Source organism: Halotia branconii CENA392 (assembly GCF_029953635.1).
Lineage (GTDB): Bacteria > Cyanobacteriota > Cyanobacteriia > Cyanobacteriales > Nostocaceae > Halotia > Halotia branconii.
The window spans coordinates 3,977,678-3,999,166 of record NZ_CP124543.1; the positions used below are offsets into that span (position 1 = coordinate 3,977,678).

General features: G+C 39.9%; 19 protein-coding genes. 8 read left to right on the forward strand and 11 right to left on the reverse strand.

The features are described 5' to 3' along the window. The first annotated feature begins 224 nt into the window (after positions 1-224). A complete protein-coding gene (locus tag QI031_RS17430; protein WP_281480920.1) occupies positions 225-1,946 on the forward strand; it encodes a cation:proton antiporter in 1,722 nt (573 codons plus the stop codon). A 247-nt stretch (positions 1,947-2,193) separates the two neighbouring features. Here QI031_RS17430 and glcD read toward each other — a convergent pair whose 3' ends face one another. Next, positions 2,194-3,666, reverse strand: a complete 1,473-nt coding sequence (gene glcD / locus QI031_RS17435) for a glycolate oxidase subunit GlcD (RefSeq protein WP_281480921.1) — start codon at positions 3,664-3,666, stop codon at positions 2,194-2,196. A gap of 93 nt (positions 3,667-3,759) precedes the next feature. Beyond that, positions 3,760-4,137 (reverse strand): dihydroneopterin aldolase, encoded by a 378-nt coding sequence (gene folB / locus QI031_RS17440; RefSeq protein WP_281480922.1) that lies wholly within the window; start codon positions 4,135-4,137, stop codon positions 3,760-3,762. 181 nt (positions 4,138-4,318) lie between these two features. Here folB and menD point away from each other — a divergent pair, with 181 nt between their 5' ends. Then, the gene (menD, locus tag QI031_RS17445; RefSeq protein ID WP_281480923.1) at positions 4,319-6,094 is read left to right on the forward strand and encodes a 2-succinyl-5-enolpyruvyl-6-hydroxy-3-cyclohexene-1-carboxylic-acid synthase; all 1,776 of its coding nucleotides are present in this window, start codon (positions 4,319-4,321) and stop codon (positions 6,092-6,094) included. 183 nt (positions 6,095-6,277) lie between these two features. Here the strand turns inward: menD and QI031_RS17450 are convergent, their stop codons facing one another. Continuing rightward, a complete protein-coding gene (locus QI031_RS17450; protein WP_281480924.1) occupies positions 6,278-7,411 on the reverse strand; it encodes a hypothetical protein in 1,134 nt (377 codons plus the stop codon). Positions 7,412-7,812: 401 nt separating this feature from the next. After that, positions 7,813-8,640: a DUF2887 domain-containing protein gene (locus tag QI031_RS17455; RefSeq protein ID WP_281480925.1), complete on the reverse strand. Its 828-nt coding sequence runs from the start codon at positions 8,638-8,640 to the stop codon at positions 7,813-7,815. 92 nt (positions 8,641-8,732) lie between these two features. Between QI031_RS17455 and cbiE the strand changes: the two genes are divergently transcribed. Continuing rightward, the gene (gene cbiE, locus QI031_RS17460; protein WP_281486064.1) at positions 8,733-9,944 is read left to right on the forward strand and encodes a precorrin-6y C5,15-methyltransferase (decarboxylating) subunit CbiE; all 1,212 of its coding nucleotides are present in this window, start codon (positions 8,733-8,735) and stop codon (positions 9,942-9,944) included. A 122-nt stretch (positions 9,945-10,066) separates the two neighbouring features. Here cbiE and larC read toward each other — a convergent pair whose 3' ends face one another. Beyond that, on the reverse strand, positions 10,067-11,335 hold the full coding sequence (gene larC, locus QI031_RS17465; protein ID WP_281480926.1) for a nickel pincer cofactor biosynthesis protein LarC: 1,269 nt from the start codon (positions 11,333-11,335) through the stop codon (positions 10,067-10,069). A gap of 226 nt (positions 11,336-11,561) precedes the next feature. Between larC and QI031_RS17470 the strand changes: the two genes are divergently transcribed. The 3 genes from QI031_RS17470 (at position 11,562) to QI031_RS17480 (ending at position 14,411) form a co-directional block, all read left to right on the forward strand. Continuing rightward, positions 11,562-12,221 carry an L-threonylcarbamoyladenylate synthase gene (locus QI031_RS17470; RefSeq protein WP_281480927.1) on the forward strand — a complete coding sequence of 220 codons (660 nt, stop codon included), beginning with the start codon at positions 11,562-11,564 and terminating at the stop codon, positions 12,219-12,221. A 327-nt stretch (positions 12,222-12,548) separates the two neighbouring features. Continuing rightward, a complete protein-coding gene (locus QI031_RS17475) occupies positions 12,549-13,763 on the forward strand; it encodes a HetZ-related protein (protein WP_281480928.1) in 1,215 nt (404 codons plus the stop codon). A gap of 165 nt (positions 13,764-13,928) precedes the next feature. Beyond that, the gene (locus tag QI031_RS17480; protein ID WP_281480929.1) at positions 13,929-14,411 is read left to right on the forward strand and encodes a PD-(D/E)XK nuclease superfamily protein; all 483 of its coding nucleotides are present in this window, start codon (positions 13,929-13,931) and stop codon (positions 14,409-14,411) included. Here the strand turns inward: QI031_RS17480 and QI031_RS17485 are convergent. Continuing rightward, positions 14,408-15,235: a DNA adenine methylase gene (locus tag QI031_RS17485; RefSeq protein WP_281480930.1), complete on the reverse strand. Its 828-nt coding sequence runs from the start codon at positions 15,233-15,235 to the stop codon at positions 14,408-14,410. The two genes, QI031_RS17480 and QI031_RS17485, sit on opposite strands and share 4 nt — an antisense overlap. Before the next feature lie 165 nt (positions 15,236-15,400). On the opposite strand from QI031_RS17485, the gene QI031_RS17490 reads away from it, so the two are divergent. Both QI031_RS17490 and rbfA read left to right on the forward strand, forming a co-directional pair. Then, the gene (locus QI031_RS17490; RefSeq protein WP_281480931.1) at positions 15,401-15,607 is read left to right on the forward strand and encodes a DUF751 family protein; all 207 of its coding nucleotides are present in this window, start codon (positions 15,401-15,403) and stop codon (positions 15,605-15,607) included. A 141-nt stretch (positions 15,608-15,748) separates the two neighbouring features. Then, positions 15,749-16,162, forward strand: coding sequence for a 30S ribosome-binding factor RbfA (rbfA, locus tag QI031_RS17495; RefSeq protein ID WP_281480932.1), 414 nt, complete (start codon positions 15,749-15,751; stop codon positions 16,160-16,162). A gap of 221 nt (positions 16,163-16,383) precedes the next feature. On the opposite strand, the gene QI031_RS17500 is transcribed toward rbfA, so the two are convergent. The 5 genes from QI031_RS17500 to QI031_RS17520 all read right to left on the reverse strand — a co-directional run bounded on the left by QI031_RS17500 (position 16,384) and on the right by QI031_RS17520 (position 21,455). Further along, positions 16,384-17,172, reverse strand: a complete 789-nt coding sequence (locus tag QI031_RS17500; protein ID WP_281480933.1) for an ABC transporter permease — start codon at positions 17,170-17,172, stop codon at positions 16,384-16,386. Between the two features lie 5 nt (positions 17,173-17,177). Further along, positions 17,178-18,158: an ABC transporter ATP-binding protein gene (locus QI031_RS17505; RefSeq protein ID WP_281480934.1), complete on the reverse strand. Its 981-nt coding sequence runs from the start codon at positions 18,156-18,158 to the stop codon at positions 17,178-17,180. A 174-nt stretch (positions 18,159-18,332) separates the two neighbouring features. After that, complete coding sequence (locus QI031_RS17510) at positions 18,333-19,979, reverse strand: ABC1 kinase family protein (RefSeq protein ID WP_281480935.1); 1,647 nt, start codon at positions 19,977-19,979, stop codon at positions 18,333-18,335. 31 nt (positions 19,980-20,010) lie between these two features. After that, entirely contained in the window at positions 20,011-20,298 is a 288-nt protein-coding gene (gene yidD, locus QI031_RS17515) for a membrane protein insertion efficiency factor YidD (protein WP_281480937.1), read from the reverse strand. A gap of 92 nt (positions 20,299-20,390) precedes the next feature. Next, positions 20,391-21,455 (reverse strand): mannose-1-phosphate guanylyltransferase, encoded by a 1,065-nt coding sequence (locus QI031_RS17520; protein WP_281486065.1) that lies wholly within the window; start codon positions 21,453-21,455, stop codon positions 20,391-20,393. Between the last annotated feature and the right edge of the window lie 34 nt (positions 21,456-21,489).

A 21,489-nucleotide genomic window follows, 5' to 3' on the forward strand; every position in this document is an offset into this window, starting at 1 on the left:
GCTGAGATAAAGTCACAGTAACAAGATAAATTACCAAAATTTGTTAGGTTTCTCACCCATAGCAGTTTTTGAAAGAAAGCAACATTGTAAGTATTGAAAAGTCAGAATAGGACAAACTACTTTTGGCATAGTTACGTATCCTGCTGTCAAATCCTTCTTAGTGTCGATTTACGAGTAATGATTGCAAGCTGCACAACTTAAATTTATTTAAAAAGTGGAAAATTATGGCAGCCGAACATAACTTGATTCTTGATTTAACAACTGTTTTAGGAGCCTCAGCCTTGGGAGGATATCTAGCCAACCGACTGCGTCAACCTGTTTTGCTAGGTTATTTAATCAGCGGGTTAATAGTGGGGCCTTTTGGCTTCAAGCTGTTAAGTGATGTGCCACGAATCCAATCTTTGGCATCAATTGGTGTGGCTTTCTTGTTGTTTGCTTTGGGTGTTGAATTTTCTTTGGCAGAATTGAAACGAGTTAAAAATATTGCTATTCAGGGAAGTCTGCTGCAAATTGGGTTAACCACAACATTTGTAGCATTGTTAACTATTTTACTAGGTTGGGCTGAGGGAATTACCCAAGGAATTTTTTTAGGAGCAGTTCTTTCGCTTTCCTCTACAGCGGTAGTATTAAAAACTTTGGCTGAAAGAGGCGAAACGAATACACTCCACGGTCAAGTCATGCTAGCAATTTTAATTGCCCAGGATTTAGCATTGGGTTTAATGTTAGCGATTTTACCTGCTTTGAATCAGCCGGAAAGTATTGGCTTGGCGTTAGGTAGTGCTTTGCTAAAAGTTTTGGTCTTTTTAGCAGCAGCGATCGCCTTTGGTAAATGGATAGTGCCAAGTTTAATTAGCAACGTCGCCGCTACTGAGAGTACTGAACTCTTTATCCTGACTGTGATTGCTTTATGTTTGGGGGTAGCTATAGTCACAGCTAAACTTGGCCTTTCCATCGAAATGGGTGCATTTGTTGCTGGGTTAATGGTTTCGGAGATTGACTATGCAGATCATGCACTCGCTAAAGTTCTACCTTTAAGAGATACCTTTGCTTGTCTGTTCTTTGCCTCGATTGGTATGCTGATCGATCCTGGTGTTTTAATCCAAAATTTGGGGCTAATTTTGGCACTGGTAATTTTAGTGATGTTGGGTAAAGCGATGATTATTTTGCCCATCATTTTGAAATTTGGCTACTCTCTCAAAACTGCTATTATTACTAGTCTTGGCATTAATCAAATTGGGGAGTTCTCTTTTGTCTTAGCTTTGGCGGGTTTGGAACTCAAGCTAATTTCAGAGAGAAATTATCTTTTGCTGTTAGGCACAACGGCAATTACCCTGGTTCTCACCCCAATGTGGCTTAACATTTCTCCTCATCTAGCATCTCGCTTAATCCAAATGCCATTTTTTACTCAGTACCTACAGCAATTTGCAGAACCCAAAATTTTATCTATTCCAGAAAGTATTAGTGGTCATGTTGTTGTTGCAGGTTATGGAAGAGTTGGACAAGTCCTGGTCAAAATTTTACAAAATCAGGGATATTTGGTTTTAGTAATTGAAAATAGTGAAGCTGCCATTCAAAGACTAAGAATGCAACAAATCCCCTATATTTTTGGTGATGCTGATTCCGAACTTGTGCTAGAGAAAATTCATTTAGAAACAGCAAAAGCCTTGGCAATTGCTCTACCCGATCCTGCTAGTTCTCGTTTGCTGTTACAACGGGCTTTAGCGATCGCTCCGGAATTGGATATAATTGCACGCTCACATCATAATAGTGAAATTGACCTTTTAACTCAAATGGGCGCTAAAGAAGTCGTACAGCCAGAATTTGAGGCAGCACTAGAGTTAGGCGCTCATTTATTAGCAACTTTAGGCGAGCCAGTCAATCAGATCCGCACAGTTATTAGTAATATTCGCACCGATAGGTACCGCAGTATTCGACCGGAACAATAAGGGACTTCCAACTAAAAAAATATCCCGTCGCTGGGGTAGGCAGGGGAGCAGGGGGCAGGGGGAAGACAACGAATATTATCCAATTTACTTGGATAATTTATTCTCTGGAAGTCTCTAACAAAGAGGGTAGTAGTTTATCAAGTTTCAATTGATAAATGAGTAAGTTCGTAGTGAGGACTTTAGTCCTTCTTTTCCAAACCCTAAAAACCAGCATCAAAATAGCGTATTTTAGCATCTTGAAACCGAATTAAAATTTTTCCACTCCTTCAAACTGCTTCATGTTTTTAGCATTTGCAGCTTCCCCGCAAGTGCGGGGTGTAGGAAACATCTTTTCAGGATTTGCTAAACCTTGAGGATTAAATACTTGCCGTATCCATTGCATAGTTTCTAAGTCAGCGGCACTAAACATATCTGGCATATAACATTTTTTATCTGCTCCAATGCCATGTTCTCCAGAAATACTACCACCAACTTTCACACAAAGTTTGAGAATTTCTCCTCCTACTTCTTCTACTTTTTCTAATGCACCATGCACAGAATTATCAAACAAAATTAATGGATGTAAATTTCCATCACCAGCATGAAACACATTAGCAATCTGATAACCATACTTTTGACTTAAGGCTTCAATTTCTTGGAGAACATAAGGCAATTGAGTCCGAGGAATTACGCCATCTTGCACATAATAATCTGGACTTAAATGTCCAGCCGCAGCAAAAGCCGCTTTCCGACCTTTCCACAATTTCAGTCTAGTTTCTGGGTCACTAGCAGTAGTGATGTTACGCGCTCCATTTTTTTTACAAATATCAGCAACACGCTGTTTATTTTCTGCAACTTCAACTTCTAAACCATCAATTTCTACCAATAAAATTGCAGTAGCATCGCGGGGGTAACAATTTGTAGCAACAACATCTTCAACTGCATTGATACTAATATTATCCATCATTTCCATACCGCCGGGAATAATTCCCGCGCTGATGATATCAGAAACACTAGCCCCAGCAGCTTCAACACTGGTAAAGTCTGCTAATAATACACAAATTGATTCTGCACTTTTGAGGATTCGCAGAGTAATTTCTGTAGCAATGCCTAGAGTACCTTCTGAACCGACAAATATACCTGTTAAATCATAACCAGGCATTTCGGGAATTTGTCCGCCCAAATTGATAATTTCTCCTTCAGGTGTGACAATTTTTAATCCTAAAACGTGGTTAGTTGTAACCCCGTATTTAAGACAATGCACCCCACCAGAGTTTTCAGCAACATTACCACCAATAGAGCAAATAATTTGGCTAGAGGGGTCGGGAGCGTAGTAAAATCCAGCACCACTAACTGTTTGTGTCACCCAGCTGTTAATTACTCCAGGCTGTACCACAATCCGTTGATTGTCTAAATCAACGTTTAGAATTTGCCGCATTAATGAAGTAACAATCAAAATAGAATCTTCAGTTGGTAAGGCTCCACCAGATAGACCAGTACCAGAGCCGCGTGCTATGAACGGGATAGAGTGTTGATTGCATATCTTTACCACTTCAGCAACTTTTTCTGTAGTTCTTGGTAGTAACACCAAAGCCGGACGTTGGCGATAGCTAGTTAAACCATCACATTCATAAGTAATCAGTTCCTCACGACGTTGGATTACACCATTTTTGCCGAGGACAGCCTCAAATTGTTTAATGATAGGTTGCCAGTTACGTTGTTTTTTATCTTCGATCAGCATGGTTTTTGAATGGGGTTAGGAGCGAGTAAAGAACGGTGGCAATAAAATACTCATTTTAAATGTCTGGAACCCTTGCAAAAAAGTAATTACGAATTACGAATTATAAAGGTCTGATTTAGTTCTGGTAAATTCAATGCTGATTTTGCCACCGAAATCTGGAATAGGTGCAGAGGGTTTACTGACAGTTAGTTGAACCTTGGTAACACGATCGCACTCTTGTAGTATAGAATCTGCGATCGCCCCTACCAAGCGTTCTAGCAAAGCAAACTTGGATGTTTTTACCAGATTTTGAATCAAGCTGATGATGCTGCGATAATCTAAAGTGTCTTCTATAGCATCAGTCTTGGCAGCGGTGGACATATCTAACCATAATTTTACATCGACCTCAAACCATTGACCTAACACCTGTTCTTCTGGCAAATACCCGGTGTAACCGTAGCAGCGAATCCCCGTCAAATGAATACAGTCCATAAGAGCCTAAGAGCGAAATTAGTATTTTGTAGATAGTTGAACCTGTCGTGTGCGAGTATTTACTCCCATTAATAGCGGTATCGGTTTCTGTACCGCCCAACTTTTCCAGACGGATTTTAAATTAAATTTCCCTATACAAAAACTAAAATTAAAAATTGTCTAATATTTATCTTTAAATTTAATGCCGATCGCCTATAGGAATGTTAATCAATTTTGGGCTTATGTCTTAACCGAGACACTAAAACGTCTGGGATTGACTTGTGCTGTCATTTGTCCCGGTTCACGTTCCACACCGCTAGTAGTCGCCTTTGCTGAACAAGTACCTGAGATTGAAGCGATTTCTATTCTCGATGAACGTTCCGCAGCTTTTTTTGCGTTGGGAGTAGCTCAAGCAACTGGTAAGCCTGTAGCACTAGTTTGTACCTCTGGTACAGCAGGAGCGAACTTTTACCCAGCAATCATTGAAGCGAGAGAAAGTCGTGTTCCCATGTTGGTATTAACTGCTGATAGACCAAATGAACTGCGAAACTGTCACTCTGGACAAACAATAGATCAACTGAAGCTATATGGAAATTACCCAAACTGGCAAGCAGAGGTAGCCTTACCTTCCCTAGAAATGGGAATGCTAGCTTATCTTCGGCAAACAATAATTCACGCTTGGGAGAGAACGCAAACTCCGACAAAAGGCCCAGTACATCTAAATATTCCCTTTCGTGATCCTCTCGCCCCCATACCTGACAATACTGACTGGAGCTATTTGCAGTCACAGTTTAATTTAGAAGACTTCTTTGCTGGAATCACAAACCCATGCCCACTTGCCCATGCCCTATGCCCCATACCCAAAGAATGGCAACAATGCGATCGCGGTATCATTATCGCTGGTGTAGCCCAACCGCAACAGCCACAGGAGTATTGTAAGGCGATCGCGCATCTTTCCCAGACTCTTAAATGGCCTGTGCTAGCAGAGGGACTTTCCCCACTGAGAAATTATGCTCACCTCAATCCCTATTTAATTTCTACTTATGACCTAATTTTGCGTAATCAGCAACTAGCCAAGCAGCTAGCACCAGATATCGTAATTCAAGTAGGAGATATGCCTACTAGTAAAGAACTGCGTAACTGGATTGATGCAACCCAACCCCGACGCTGGATCATTGATCCTAGTGACCAAAACCTCGATCCCCTTCATGGGAGAACAATTCATTTACGAGTTGCGATAGAACAACTGGCAGGTGAGCATACTTCGACTGCGCTCAGTAACCAGGGGAGTAGGGGGATAAAATCTTCCTCATCTGAATACATGCAAAAATGGTGTGTAGCAGAAACACAGGTGAGGGTAAATATTGACCAGAACATGGCGACAATGGAGGAATTATTTGAAGGTAAAGCCGCGTGGTTATTATCTCAGATACTACCGCCCAAAACGCCTTTATTTATCGCCAATAGTATGCCTGTGCGGGATGTAGAATTTTTTTGGAGACCAAATAATTTAGGAGTGCGATCGCACTTTAATCGTGGTGCAAACGGCATTGATGGTACATTATCCACAGCTTTAGGAATTGCCCACCGCCAGCAAAGTAGTGTGATGTTAACAGGAGATTTAGCGCTGTTGCATGACACCAATGGTTTTTTAATCCGCAATAAATTTATTGGACATCTCACAATTGTATTAATCAACAACAACGGCGGTGGGATTTTTGAAATGTTACCCATTGCCAATTTTGAGCCTCCATTTGAAGAGTTTTTTGGCACTCCCCAAGATATTGATTTTGCCCAGCTTTGCGCTATTTACAATGTGCAGCATGAATTAATTACTTCTTGGCAGCAGTTGCAGCAAAAATTAAACCCGCTACCAACTAAGGGAATGCGGGTTTTAGAGTTGCAAACAAATCGCAAAAATGATGCAAAGTGGCGACAAGATAATCTACGTAATTTTGCCACAGATATTGAAATTTAACTATTCTGGTAGGTATTGCTGAACAGCGATTAGGTGAAAATAAATAATTTTTTGTGTTATCAAAGTTAAAAGTAATTTACCAGAAGTCTTCAAATTACTGATGTTGATTTACAGTATTCTAAATTTCTGAATTTTAATCGTGAAAACCTTAAATATAGAATACATAATCCGCAATTCAATTTTTTAAAAAGGTATATATACATCTACAAATTCAAATCTACCATCATAGTGGTAAATTGTATTCAAATTCTTAGCTACCATTAAGCATATTTTTTTATTTTCATTTAAACATTTAGTAAATTCTTGTGGTATGTCTAATGATATTATAAGGGATTTACTAGCTTCGTTCCAATTAATATCTGCTTTTACATCTTTTACAAAATCATCCAATGTTCTTTTATATCCATATTGAATTAATTCAAAATATAAACTTGTCTTTATTAAATCATAAAACTCATCAAATAATAGTTCTAACTTATCTTCATTACTTATAGCATCGATATAGAAATCATCATATTTTTGCTGAAAAAAATTACAATTAGCTATATGATAAAGATTATATTCTTCCAATATATCGCTAAAAATTTTAGCTTTAATAAAATGAATACGAGCAATAGTTTGTTCTTTATTTATAATATATCTAGCAATATAATTATCTTCATCTATCTCAAATGTATCAATTTTCTCTTCATCAAATAGCATTCTTATTAATTTTGAATCTATTATTGAAATCAGATTAAATTGATAAATATAATTTAATTTTTCTGAACTTCTTCGTTTTGGTAGAGAATTAATTTCATAAGACTGCGCTTTCATTAATGAACTAATAGAGCTAAATATCGCCGTGTCATTTTTTGGATTTCCACTATCAATATCCATCTCCTGATATGCAAAAATTTGAAATTTAGGTGTACATAAAGCTCTACCAACTTTCTTGTTAATTATATTTTCATAATAATCATTTTTAAAGCCACTCATAGAGGTAATAAATTCTAAAACTTTATTGTTAGACCAAACATGAACAGGTTTTAAATCTAAGTTTGGATCTTTCTCATCAAGCTTCTTAGAAAGAAAAGCCCAAAGATTTTTTTCACTTTTTTTACAGCTAATAACAAGCGTAGTAAAAATTCTAATGTCCTTCGTATCCATAACCTTATAAGCTATAATATCAATTTCTCTTACCTCTTCTTTCACATCATCAATATAATATTTATTATTTATTGTAGACCATCCAGATTTTCGCAGGATTTCCGAAATACGGAATTCTAAATCAAAACCTGTCTTTTTAATATTCAAATGGTATTTTTCAAGATTCATATATAATTTGTTCTGCTAATTTTTATAAAAAAACCATAAAAAATGACAAAATTAAATGTTTTTTTGGGAAAAGTTGCAGGATATTAATTTTAGCGATTGCTTTCCTTTTTTGTGTGAAATTTATCCTTTGGTTGACCTTGTAATTACCTTTCCAAATCAACGATCGCAATCTCAATTCCAACAACGCCAAAGCTAACGCTTCCAAGGTTCCTCAGCAATTTCATCAAATAATCGTTTTAAAAGTCAGAGGACTAGCGATCGCACTTTTTCTTCCACTGCTTCTAATATACCCGTGTGTCTGCAAATGCTTCTTCACGTCGGAAACCTTCATTTGTAGCCATAATTATTTTACAAAGTGTGATCGCCTTTCTTTTCTGCGCCTCTGCGCCTCTGCGTGAGATTTACCCTCTTGGTTGACCTTGTAACCACCCTTCCAAATCCGCCATAGAGGAAAAATCTAACAACGCCTCACCTAAAGCTTCCAACTGTTCTAGCGACAACCCTTGAATCTGGGACAGCAGCGCATCGGGAAGCTCACCCAATAGCCGTTTTAATTGTCGGAGGACGAGCGATCGCGTTTGTTCCTCCTTCGCGTCCCTAATAGCCCGTGGTTCTTCTTCCAAATTTAGTCCCAACATCGCTTCAATCTCCTCTCGACTCAAGGTAGAAAACTTGTAGACTATAATCGTCGTCACTAAATCTATTATTGCTTGTTCCGATTGTTGCTGTGCTTGTTCCAGCAAAAACCGCGCCCCTTCCACTGCTTCCGTTTCAGAATTAACATTTGTCAATAACATCAACCCTAGCCCCAAAGGTTGTTGTTTTAAATCCCCCAACTCATCCAGATAAACCCGCCGCACTTGATTACTCTCTAGCAAAGCGCGATGAATCGCAGGATTTGAAGGTTCCAGACTGCGAGAACGAAAAATCAGCACTCCAGACCAGTCATCGTAACGGATAGAGTGGCGATAGAGAAACAAAAATAATTCACTAAAAAAGCGGTGATATAAGTCTTCATCTTTCTGAAACTGCACCTCAGCGAAAAAGACAGTTTTGGAAACTGCATTAGCGGGAGGTAAAAACACTCCATCAATCCGAAACGCCGTTTCTTTGACTTCAACCGATTCAAACTGATAGTTCTGTGCTTCTGCGGGTGGTTCATCTACTAATTCAAACAGTAAACCCGGAAATTGCTTAAATAATTTATAGAAGATGGTGTCACGTCGCATTTTTATTCCTCAACACCTAGACAATTAACAGATTGTAAAAGCTTGAGACACCAATTTTAGCGATCGCCTGTCCATTTAGAATTTGCAGAAGAATAATGAAAAAATGGCTTTCTATTGTCGGTATTGGTGAAGATGGGTTACAGGGATTAAGTGCGATCGCTCGTTCTTTAATAGATCAAGCTGAAGTAATTGTGGGAGGCGATCGCCATCTGGCAATGTTGCCTCCAAATGACCAACGTGAGAAACTAACTTGGGCATCTCCCATTAGTGCCTCAGTAGCAGAAATTATCCGTCGTCGTAATCAATCTATTTGTGTACTAGCGAGTGGTGATCCCATGTGTTACGGCATTGGTGTTACCTTAACGCGGCAAATTCCTATATCAGAAATCACAATTATCCCTGCGCCTTCAGCCTTCAGCCTCGCCTGTGCCCGATTAGGATGGTCTTTAACTGAAGTGGAAACCTTGAGTTTGTGCGGTCGTCCACCTTCGTTACTTCAGTCTTACATCTATCCCCAAGCCAAGTTGTTAATTTTGAGCGAGGGAAAAAATACACCTGCAATTGTGGCTGAAATTTTGACCAAACGTGGCTATGGTGACAGCGAAATTACAGTATTAGAACGCATAGGCGGTATTGAAGAAAGAATTGTCACTGGTACGGCTGCATCTTGGCATGTAATAGAACTTGCCGATCTTAATGCGATCGCAGTTAATTGTATTGCTGATCCTGGAGTTGTGCCTTTGCCAAGATTACCAGGACTTCCAGATGACGCTTATCACCATGATGGACAACTTACCAAGCGCGAAGTTAGGGCAATTACCTTAACAGCTTTAGCACCGACACCAGGAAAACTGCTGTGGGATGTCGGCGCGGGTTGCGGCTCAATTTCGATTGAATGGATGCGGACTCATCCCAGGTGTCGGGCGATCGCGATCGAACAAAATTCTTCTAGATTACATTATATTGCTGAAAATGCTTCTACCCTTGGTACTCCCAACTTACAAATCATTGCAGGTAAAGCACCAGATGCCTTCAAAAATTTGCCTACACCAGATGCCATTTTCATTGGTGGTGGAGTCACAGCAGAGAAGCTTTTCGATATTTGCTGGGAAGTTTTGCGACCCGGTGGACGTTTAGTAGCAAATGTTGTCACGGTAGAAGGTGAACAAACTTTATTTCAGTGGCATCAACAAGTTGGTGGTAAGTTAAACCGGATTGCCATCCAAAGGGCGGAACCTATTGGCAAGTTTTTGGGCTGGCGGGCAATGTCACCTGTAACACAATGGATAGCAGTTAAGGCTTAATTGTACGCCAAATATCTTAGACAAATCAACGTCTCGGCTGTCTTGGAAAGTTCTGATCAAAGGAAGCCTCCGCTCAGAGTTTCCGCTATGTCTACCATTGTGTCTTGCCTTTTCACGTTAAATTACGAATTACATAAATACCAACTTTGTAATGCCGATCGCTGAATTTCACGCCAAGGAATATTATATTTTCGGGCTAATTCTGCACAATCTTCATATTCTGGCTGCACGTTAGCAATGAGTTTTTCTGGTAATTTTCCCTGCCATGCTACCTTGATGCGTACCTGACCATATTCAGTTGCCACCGATTGAATTTCCCGCTGTAAGATGGTTCTTTGCTGGGTAGTCCGGCGAATGCCTAAAGTAGTTGTCTCCCGAAATAAAACTGCTTCACAATTGAGTACATTTTCCGGATCACAAATCACAGTCAGTAAAATTCCCGGACGTGACTTTTTCATTCCTACAGATTGAGTAAACACATCCAGCGCACCCACAGCAAACAACGCCTCAAATACATAGCCGATTGCCTGGGGATTTAAATCATCAATTTGGGTTTCTAGTACTGATATTGTCTCTAAAGTAGAACTAGTATCGTTAGAATTGGTAAAATTTGCCTGTAAATTAATACTTTCGCCCAACCATAGACGTAATATATTGGGAATGGGTAAATCTATAGAACCTGCTCCCAGTCCTACTTGCTTGATAGTCATTGGTGGTGGCGCACCAAAATCTCTCACGAGAGTAGTGGCGATCGCAGCTCCTGTAGGTGTCACTAGTTCCCGATCAATACCATTACTATAAACTGGACAACCCCGCATTTCCCATAGTTTTAATACCGCTGGGACTGGTACTGCCATCTGACCATGTGCCGCCCGCACTGTTCCCCCTCCCGTCGGGAACGCTGAACAATATAGTAGGGGCAATCCCTGATGATTACTTACAATGCCCAACCAATCCAACCCTAAACAAGTACCGACAATATCCACGATCGCATCCACAGCACCCACCTCATGGAAGTGTACTTTCTCTGGGGCAATGCCATGTACTGCCCCTTCTGCTACTGCTAACTGCCGAAATACTGCTAAACTCCAAGCTGCTGCCCGTGATGGTAATCCTGCTTTGCTAATCATTTGCACTATTTCTGGCAAGTGCCGTCCATGATGATTGTGTTTGTGGTCGTGGTAATGATCTATTAAATCTACATGAACTTTCGTCGCTTGCTGACCATTGCGTTGCACAAGTTCTGCCCTTAATTGGTACTCTTGGGCAATTCCCAAATTATTGAGTTTTTCTATTAAATACTCTATAGGGACACCTAGACTAACTAAGGTTCCTAGGCACATATCACCAGAAATTCCCGTCGGACATTGAAGATAAGCAAGTTTAGTCATAATAAATAAATTTAGATAAATTAGTCAGCTTAATTTTAGTGGCGATCGCCCTTTCATAAGGGACTTCCAACTAAAAAAATATCCCATCGCTGTGTAGGCAGGGGGCAGGTGAACCAGTCCGCAGAAAGTTGTTTCAACAAAGAGGAGCCAGCGCGGTCATGAGGGTTTCCACAAATACATTTCAACGCCTAATTCTGTAATTTTCCCTTTCAAGTCTCTAAACCTTATGGCCAAAATTTTTGCAGTCCATCCTGATAATCCTCAAATCCGCCGAATAGAGGAAATAAAATCAGCGCTCTCTAGTGGCGCAGTTATGCTCTACCCTACTGATACAGTCTATGCCATTGGTTGTGATTTAAATGCTAAGTCAGCGGTGGAACGAGTGCGGCAAATTAAGCAGCTAGCTAACGATAAACCACTGACATTTTTATGTCCTTCACTATCGAATGTGGCAACTTATGCCTTTGTCAGTGATACTGCTTATCGGATTATGAAACACCTGATACCAGGCCCTTACACGTTTTTATTACCCGCTACCAAGTTAGTGCCGCGACTGGTGCAAAGCCCCAAGCGAAAAACTACTGGGATTCGCGTCCCCAATCATCCTGCGTGTTTAGCATTACTAGCAGCTTTAGGCAATCCAATTATTTCGACTTCGGCACATCTGCCGCCAGATGAGGCAGATGCTGGCACAGTAGAGCTAAATCCAGAACTAAAAATGTCGCGTGTGGAGCTATTTGACCGTTTGGATAACTTAGTAGATGTCATTGTAGACACTGGTGAAGAACCAACATACCAAGTGTCTACGATTTTAGACTTGACGGGAGACGAACCAATGATTACACGGCGGGGTTTAGGTTGGGAAGCAGTCACAGCGTGGGTATGAAAACTTCACCTCACGGGCTGCTTGAGCAATTTCGGAATAATGTATTAAAAATACTCCAGTTTCGTGATTGTCATACTTATAAAAATTTTCAACAAAGAGAACTGGATGAAGGAAAGGTTAGATATAGCAAGCATTTTGGCTACTTTTGATGTTTGACAGATATACTTGTGTCACCCTCAATTTAATTGCTTGTGAAAAAAGCGACACATTACTTTCACTGTAACTTTTTGAGATTTCCTACAGTCTTATATATAAGCAGTGCTTACAGAAAATCAAATACTGTCTCTGCTTTGTAGTTAAGGTGCGATACCACACCCAGGAAAAGTCATGAAAGCTAACCTTGCCAATCTACCAACCTCTACATCCACTTTTGAGTCCGGCGTTGCCATTGAAGAATTACCAATTACGGATAGCTTGGCGCAACTGCTGCATCAAGAAATGCAAGCTCAAGTCAAAGCAGCGCCTGGGTGTATACAAGCTTTAGCACAGCGTATCGCTAAAGAAGTCAAACGAATTTGCGACAAAAGCTACCGCATTCAAACATCAGGAGAAATACAGTCTTGGCAGCTAACTTTGTCTAGACATCGTTTGCAAAAGTGTTTACATTATTATCGACTTGGTTCGAGAAAAGGACGTGTGGAATTGCATAGTACTTTAGGTGCTATGGTTTACCGTCATGTGACAGTTGCCGGCTCAGAGTTAGGATTTGATGCTCGCTACACCCTCATTGAAGATTTTTTACAAGCATTTTATATTGAAGCTGTTAAAGCTTTCCGCCGCGAAAACGAACTTCCAGAAGATTACACCCCACGTACTCAGCTGCAATTAGCAGAATACATCGCCTTTACAGAGCAGTATGCCAAGCGCCGCATTAATTTACCGGGTGGTAATAATCAGCAATTAATTATTCTGCGCGCTCAAGGGTTTGCTCGTCGTCAGCCCCAAGAAACTACCGTAGATATTGAAATGGCGGTAGAATCTGCTAAAAGTGAAGAAGCAGAATCTTATCAGCGCAGCTCGACAGCCCAACAAATCCGGTCAAAAATGATTGCTCAAGCTAGTTTTGACCCCTCGGAAGCATCAGAACGCGATCGCGTTATCTCAGAATTGGTAAAATACTTAGAGTCTCAAAATCAATCTGATTGTGTAGATTACTTGACTCTCAAACTCCAAGACCTCTCAGCACCAGAAATTGACGAAATTTTGGGTCTAACTAGCCGTCAACGCGACTATCTGCAACAGCGTTTTAAATACCATGCAGAAAAGTTTGCCAAGCAGCATCAATGGCAGTTAGTACATCAGTGGTTGGGTGCAGGTTTAGAACACAAGTTGGGACTTTCTGCTCAACAATGGGAAACCTTTTTAGGTACGTTATCTTCACAGCAACAACAAATCTTACAGTTAAAAATTGCTCAGCAAAGTGATCAGGCGATCGCTAAAATAATTAAATGTACCCCTAAACAACTACAAAAACGCTGGACTCAGTTATTAGAACTAGCCTGGGATATTCGTAACGGTAACAATGAAGCTCAAGCAAGCTAAAGTCAAGGTCTATTTAGTACAAGAGTACCAAATTTTCCTTGTTTCTACCTGTTAATTTAGCCTTGTGTATCCAAAATTGAAAATTCATATTAAGTAAATGACTACTTATCCTGCTTTCAAGGAATCCTAAAATTAGGAACTCTTGTGAAAATTATCAGGATAAATATGACTCAAGGCGGAAGAGCAGTTACTTCTGGCAATGTTCTAGAAAAAACCGTAGAAGGTGCTTTGCTCGGACATAAATATGTCCAAGTTGGGTTTGATTTACCAAAAAAACAAAGATTTGAATGGCTTGTAAGCTCTAAAAATATACCAAAACGATATGCAAAGCAGGTTTATATTGGAGAAGGAATTTATGGTAGCGATATATATGTAGACTTTTATATTATTGGCTCTGCATCTATATCTTCTGGATTAATTATTGAGTGTAAATGGCAGCAAACTAGTGGTTCAGTTGATGAAAAACTACCTTACCTTAACTTAAATATTCAAAAATGCTACCCTACACAAGCACTTGTATTAATTGACGGTGGAGGAATGAAAGCAAAAGCCATATCATGGTTAGCCGCACAAGTCGCAGAAAATCAAAATTTGTTAGCAGTTTATAACTTAAGTTCATTTCTTATATGGTCTAATAACCATCTTTAATAAGAAGTTACTAATACTTCAGTAATATTTCCCCGCTTCTTGCTATTAGAATTAATTGACCTTGCCGCTGATATAGTATATATATTGAAATCAATATAAAGATTACGAATAAAATCACAATCTGAATTAGATAGCATAATTTTTACTCCTCGATCAGCTAGTTTTACAAATACGTCCTTGAGTTTAATTTGTTGCTCTTCAGCAAAACAATGATTACTATAAGCAGTAAAATTACTAGTTTGACTCACGGGATAATATGGCGGATCAAAATAAACAAAATCATCATGGCTGTTTGCTTTATTTAGCACAGCAGTAAAATCTGCTTGTTGAATTTTAGATGTAGAAAGCGCTTTAGAAGCTAATCTTAGTAAATCTTCAGGACAAATATTAGGATTTTCGTACCTGCCTAATGGTACATTGAATTGTCCCTGAGAATTGACTCGATATAAACCATTAAAACAAGTTTTATTCAGATAAATTAAACGAGCAGATTTTTCTAAAGCAGTACCTCCAGAATTAGCCCTGACATGATAGTAATAGTTTCTAGTATGTTTAATTTTATGTTCTTTAAGTAAGCAGATTAATTCCTCAACTTGATCCTTAACACAGCAATAAGTAGTAATTAACTCAGAATTGATATCAGTTAAAATTGCCTGTGAGGGTTGCAGATGGAAAAAAATAGCACCTCCACCTAAAAATGGCTCATAGTAAGTTTTATAATGCTTGGGTAAATAAGGAATATATTGTTTAATTAATTTACTTTTACCTCCCGCCCACTTTAAAAATGGACGTGGATAAGCTTCTTTAGTGATTTGAGTTACCATTTAATCGAAATTTAACTGAAACTAAGCTACTAAATATAACAAAATTTAACTGAAAAACCATATTTTATGGTAGCTGAGAAATATTTCACCTGTATAGATTACAATTAGTATGGATAAAACACATCAAAACAAACGTAAGTCTATAGCAAGGCAGTTTATATTCAGATGTTTGATGGATTTTGGGATAATATCTCTCGCTACCCCCGTTACTTCGTGACTGTTCTCTTAGGCGTGTTTATAAACACGTTTGAGCCATTAATGCCACTTTTGAAACGTCCAGTTACCTTAATTGCCCTTTTGGGTTTATTCGTGGGCAGCTTGGTCTTTGTTTCTCTTACCCTACGTGCCATGCTGGGCTTGAACACCATCTAGAGGCTGTATCGGGGTTTTGATCTACAGACAGTTGTTGTCGGTGGTATTGCCAGCGTTAACAGTGAACAGTAAAAACTGGTGACTGATAACTGATAACTGATTAATTACGTTGTACAACCTCTGTAAGGAGGCTTAATTTTTATGGCTACAAATCGCCGCATTTCCCGCGTTGCAGAAATGATCAAACGGGAAGTTAGCCAAATGCTAATCAATGGGATTAAAGATGATCGTGTAGGTACGGGTATGGTAAGTGTTACCGATGTAGATGTTTCTGGCGATTTACAACACGCCAAAATCTACGTCAGTATCTATGGTACAGATGAAGCCAAGGCAGAAACAATGGCTGGCTTAAAATCGGCGACGGGTTTTGTTCGCAGCGAACTAGGTGCGCGGGTACGGCTGCGTCGCACACCAGAAGTAATCTTTATCGAAGATCCTTCTATAGAACGGGGTACTAAGGTATTATCGCTCTTAAACCAACTCCAGTATCAGCGATCGTCAGAAAATCTAACAGCAAGAGAAGATACTACAGATGAATATGACGAAGAATCCTGAGAATTAAGTAGTTTATACCAGAATGTATAGCAACAGACAGGTCATTTAGGACATCGTGTTCTGATTCAAAGGGAACAAATAAATGTCCTAATAATTGTGGCTACTGCTATAACTTTAGAACAATTAATATTTAAAGAATCCGCCAAACAGTTTACAGACGCGATACCTTTGCGTCTGTTTCAATATGACTATATCGCCTTAGAGAATGATCGTTGAAGTTTTTATGCTCCCATTCCAGAATACCGTTTTAACCCTGCACGCCACAGTAAACGATTTGCACCCAAAAATATTAATATCCAAGCGATTATAGATAAAAATCCTCGCCCAATATCTACAGGTAGCCCTACTAAAAGACTGGCAGGAAAATTAACTAAATAAGGAAATGGTGTAAATAGCACTACTGTTCGGATAGGTTCTGGAAACACATCTAAAGGTGCAATTAAACCAGATAAAAATAAATAAAACAATAACCATAAATTTTCTAAAGATGTAGCCCTTTCTGTCCAAAAAGCGAACATAGCAAAGGTGTATTGAATTGTAAATCGTAAAATAAAAGCTAAAGCTACCGCCACTATGAATAGTAAAATTTGTCCTAAATTCGGTAACCAAACAGCCTGGGGATAGAGTAAAAAAAATAATGCAATTAATAACAAAGCAAATGGTATACGAGCAATTCTTTCAGAAAGATGGGAAGCGACATGATGCCATACAGGGTCTAGGGGTTGTAGCAATCTAGGCGATAACTTACCTTCCACTACTTCCCTTTCAAATTCGTAAATTACCCAAGCAACGGTAATTTGTCTCACAATAAAAACCGTCAAAAAGTAACGAGCAAAGTCTACCGATGTCAAACCAAATTGTCCACTTTGGGCTGCCTTTATCCAGACACCCATGAGAATAATTGGCAAAGACCCAGATAAAACCCATAAAATTAATTCTGCTCGATATTCAACCATGTAGGCATAGTAGACCGAAAGCAAAGTCAGGGCTTTTCTAATAATCTTTTTCATACTTCCTATGCTATCCCCGCCTGAAAAACTTTTCCAATTACTTCTTCTACAGGCGGCTCAGTTACAGTTAAATCAATTACTTCTAAATCTGCCAAAATCCGAGATACTGTCACGGTAAGGGCTTCTTGTTGCACCATAAAACGCACTGCTCGCCCTTCTAAGAGTTTCACATCTCCGTAAACCTTTAATTTTTCTATCGGCAGAGGCTGTGCTAACTCTACATGGACTTCACGATAAGGTGCAAAACTTTCTAGTAGCCCATCTAAGCTACCATCGTACATGAGATTACCTTGGTGAATTAAGAGTACCCGTTCACACAAAGCTGTGATATCGGCCATGTAGTGACTAGTCAACAAAACTGTCGCTTGATAACGCTGATTATACTCACGCAGAAAATCACGCACTGCTACTTGAGCATTGACATCGAGTCCTAAAGTCGGTTCATCCAAAAATAGTACGTGAGGACGATGTAAAAGTGCTGCCAATAATTCTGCTTTCATTCGCTCACCCAAAGATAACTTGCGTACAGGTTGGGTAAGCTTACCTTCTAAGGCCAGCATTTCGGTTAATTCTCCTACTCGCCGCTGAAACTCTTTATCGGAGATTTCATATACAGCAGCGTTAATTTTCAAAGAATCTAGCGCTGGTAAGTCCCACAGGAGTTGCTGCTTTTGCCCCATCACTAAGGTAATTTTTTGTAAAAATGCCTGTTGGCGAAGAAAGGGAATATGTCCAGCGACTCTGACTATACCGTTAGAAGGATGAATCAGCCCTGTAAGCATTTTGAGTGTGGTGGTTTTACCAGCACCATTCGGCCCCAAAAAACCTACCACCTCGCCTGGGTCGATTTCAAAATAAACGTCTTGAACTGCTTTAATTGAACGGTAGGTGCGGCGAAAAAAGTGGGTGATTGTGCCTTTAATCCCCGGCTCTTTGACTGCTACCGGATAGAATTTACTTAAATTTTCAACAACGATGATTGACATAAATTTTAAGTTACGACCACAAGATAAACACAAATAAACGGTGGTTCATTCGTGTTTATTAATGGCTACAAAAATTCAACAAAGATCTTTGTAAATTAGATAATTAGTATTTGATTTAAAAAAAATCATACACTTCTACCTTTTTTACTGTTCCCTGTTCCCTTCCCTATACATTTATCGTAAACGTCCCGATCGCAATATACTTACAATTAACCACAATCCCAATAAACTCGCAGCTGCAAACAGCACACTGCTTAAAAAAGATACTTGAGAAGTTTGCGCTTTGTTAGAAATAATTGCTGCTCCCATAATCAGCGAACCTACCAATATACTAAAGGATAAACGATTAGCAGCATCATCCATAGTCCGCCGCATTCCGTCCAAACCACGTAGTGACAGATTCCACTGTAAAGTTTCTGAAGTAACTCGGTCTAATAACAGTTCGATTTGACGGGGAGATTGCAATGACAGACTTTTAAGATCTAAGGCTGTTCGTAGCAGCGATCGCACTGGATTATCGCCTATTAGTTGCTTACGAAACAAGTCTGTCATTAAGGGCTTGACTTCATCAAAAAGATTTACCTCTGGGTTGAAGGTACGCGCCACTCCTTCTAAATTAGCTAGGGTTTTGGCATATAAACCCATGTTGCTAGGTAATCTAATTTTATTGTTGCGAGCAACTTGTAAAACTTCGTAAATTATCTGGCTAAAATTGACTTCCGTTAAACTGACATTGTGATACTTTCGCAACATGCGATCGTAATCATTTTCCAACCGTGATAAAATTACAGGCTGAGGAGAATCTGCTAACTGCAAAGTTAACTGAGCGCATCTTCCCGCATCTAAATCGACGATCGCTAACAGCATTTCTGTTAATATTTGCTGAGTCCGGGGATCAAGTCTTCCCACCATGCCACAGTCTAGAAGCGCAACCCGCCCATCACTCAGATAAAATAAGTTTCCTGGATGGGGATCAGCGTGAAAAAACCCATCAATATATAGTTGCTGAAAAAACGCTCGAAATAATAAAGTAGTTATAGCTTGACGCTCGGCAACTGGATCTTTCCCGTTGGTACTATTATTTAAATCTGCTGAGAGAAACGGCACTCCATTCAGCCACTCCATTACCAGTAATTTTTCTGTTGTCAAATCCCAGTAAATTTCCGCAACGACTATTTGTGTGGGATCAAACCAGCGACCTTTGGATAGATTACGTCGTAGCTGATCTGTAAAACCAGCTTCCCGTGTAAAATCTAACTCGTCTTCTAATGCTTTAGTAAATTCTCCAGCAATAGATTTAATTTCATAAGTTTGCCCAAAATCGGTACGCGCTACTAAATCAGCAATACCTTGAATTAAAGCAATATCTTGAGCAATAGTAATATCAATACCAGGACGTTGCACCTTTAGAGCAACTTCTCGACCGTCTATTAATGTCGCTCGATGTGTCTGGGCAATTGATCCCGCTGCTACTGGTACAGGATTAACTATACTGAATGTCTCTTCTAGCGGGCGTTTTAGTTGTTTGCGAATGACTATCTCGATATCTGTCCAGGGAACGGGGGGTACTTCGTCTTGCAGTGTTGAAAGTTCCTCAATGTAGCCAGCACTGAGTAAATCTGGACGAGTGGAAAGTAGTTGACCGAGTTTGACATAAACTGGCCCTAAATCCACCAGGATATTTTTTAAAACCGCAGGTGTAGGTAACTGGGGTTCATCAGCTTTACCGCCAGTTAACAACCTTCGCATATAATCCCAGCCATTGCGAAGGACTACTTCAATAATTTCTCGTTGACGAGGAACAGTTTGGGTCAGGAACATTTTTGTCAGGAACTGCAAAGACGCAGGGTAATTAAAGGGGTAAGCAACAGGGGATGACAATAAAACCGCAGTTGGAACTAGCTAAAGTTTTGCTGGCTGTAGCGCAGTTTTGCAATCTTTGTCTGGATAATTTGACAGTTTCGATCAGGCTTTGCTCACTTAATAAGATTTTTTTCACAAAATTAGAACAGGAATCTCCACCGTGTAATAGGCGATGGGGGCAAGAAAATCCTTTAACAGGAGAAATATATTGTTGATAACCGTTAATAGAGTTAATGGCGATCGTTTTAGCTAGAGGCTCAAAGTTGAGGATTGGCATAACTGTCAGCAAACAACAACAGACAGTTAAGTTATAATAGAAAAAGCTCAATTTGAGCCTCTGCCAGGGGTTTTAACTTTTATAATTTCAAGTTATAGCAGGTCGGTGAATCGGGGATCACCTTGGAGGGTTTTGAGAACTAGCTTGATTTCTTGGGTGCGGTCTTTGTTAACAATCAGGGTGACGTTGCGATCGCGCACAATCACCACATCCTCTAAACCAATAGTAACAATTACATCTTCTGGATTAGTAGCATAAACAATAGCCCCCCGCGTATCTAGCCCTACATGGGTAGCAAGTTCTACATTAGGATTATCTTCTTGTTTAAGTAAGCGTTCGATCGCATTCCAATCTCCTAAATCATCCCAACCAAATTCCACTGGCAAGACATGTGCTAAGGTTGTCTTTTCCATGAGCGCATAGTCTATACTTTTCTTAGGCAACTGAGGATAAATATCAGGGCCATGTTGCTCTAAAGGTTCAATGATTTCTGGTGCATGGGTATGTAGTTCCTTGAGAACAACCCCAGCCCGAAACACGAACATGCCGCTATTCCAGCTAAAACGTCCCGTAGATAAAAAAGCTTCTGCCGTTTCCCGGTTGGGCTTTTCAGTAAAACGATTGACGTGATAAGCTGGCAAGTCATTAAAGCTACCAATTTTTTCGCCTTGTTCTATGTAGCCGTAACCAGTTGATGGGAAAGTAGGCTTGATCCCCAAAGTGACAATTGCTTCTGTGCTTGCCGCTAGCTGAGTAGCAGCGCTTAAGGTGTTTGCAAACGCCTCTTTGTCAGCTATCCAGTGGTCAGAGGGAAAAAAGCCGATAATAGCGTCTTCTCCGTAACGCTTCTCAATTTCCAAACTTGCCCAAGCAACGGCAGCAGCAGTATCCCTACCCTGTGACTCAATTAGTAAATTTTGAGATGGCAGTTCGGGTAACTGTTGCCCTACTCCTTCAGCTATCTGACTAGAGGTGATCACCCACAAGGACTTCCAACTGCCTACGATTTCTAGTAGTCGATCGGCGGTTGCTTGCAATAGACTTCTAGAGCTACCATCGAGACTTAAAAATTGCTTGGGTCTGTCTTGGCGACTGAGAGGCCAAAAACGCTCACCTTTGCCTCCGGCAAGGATTACTGGGAACAAAGAACTATTCATGTTGTCATACACACATACTGAAGACCAATACATA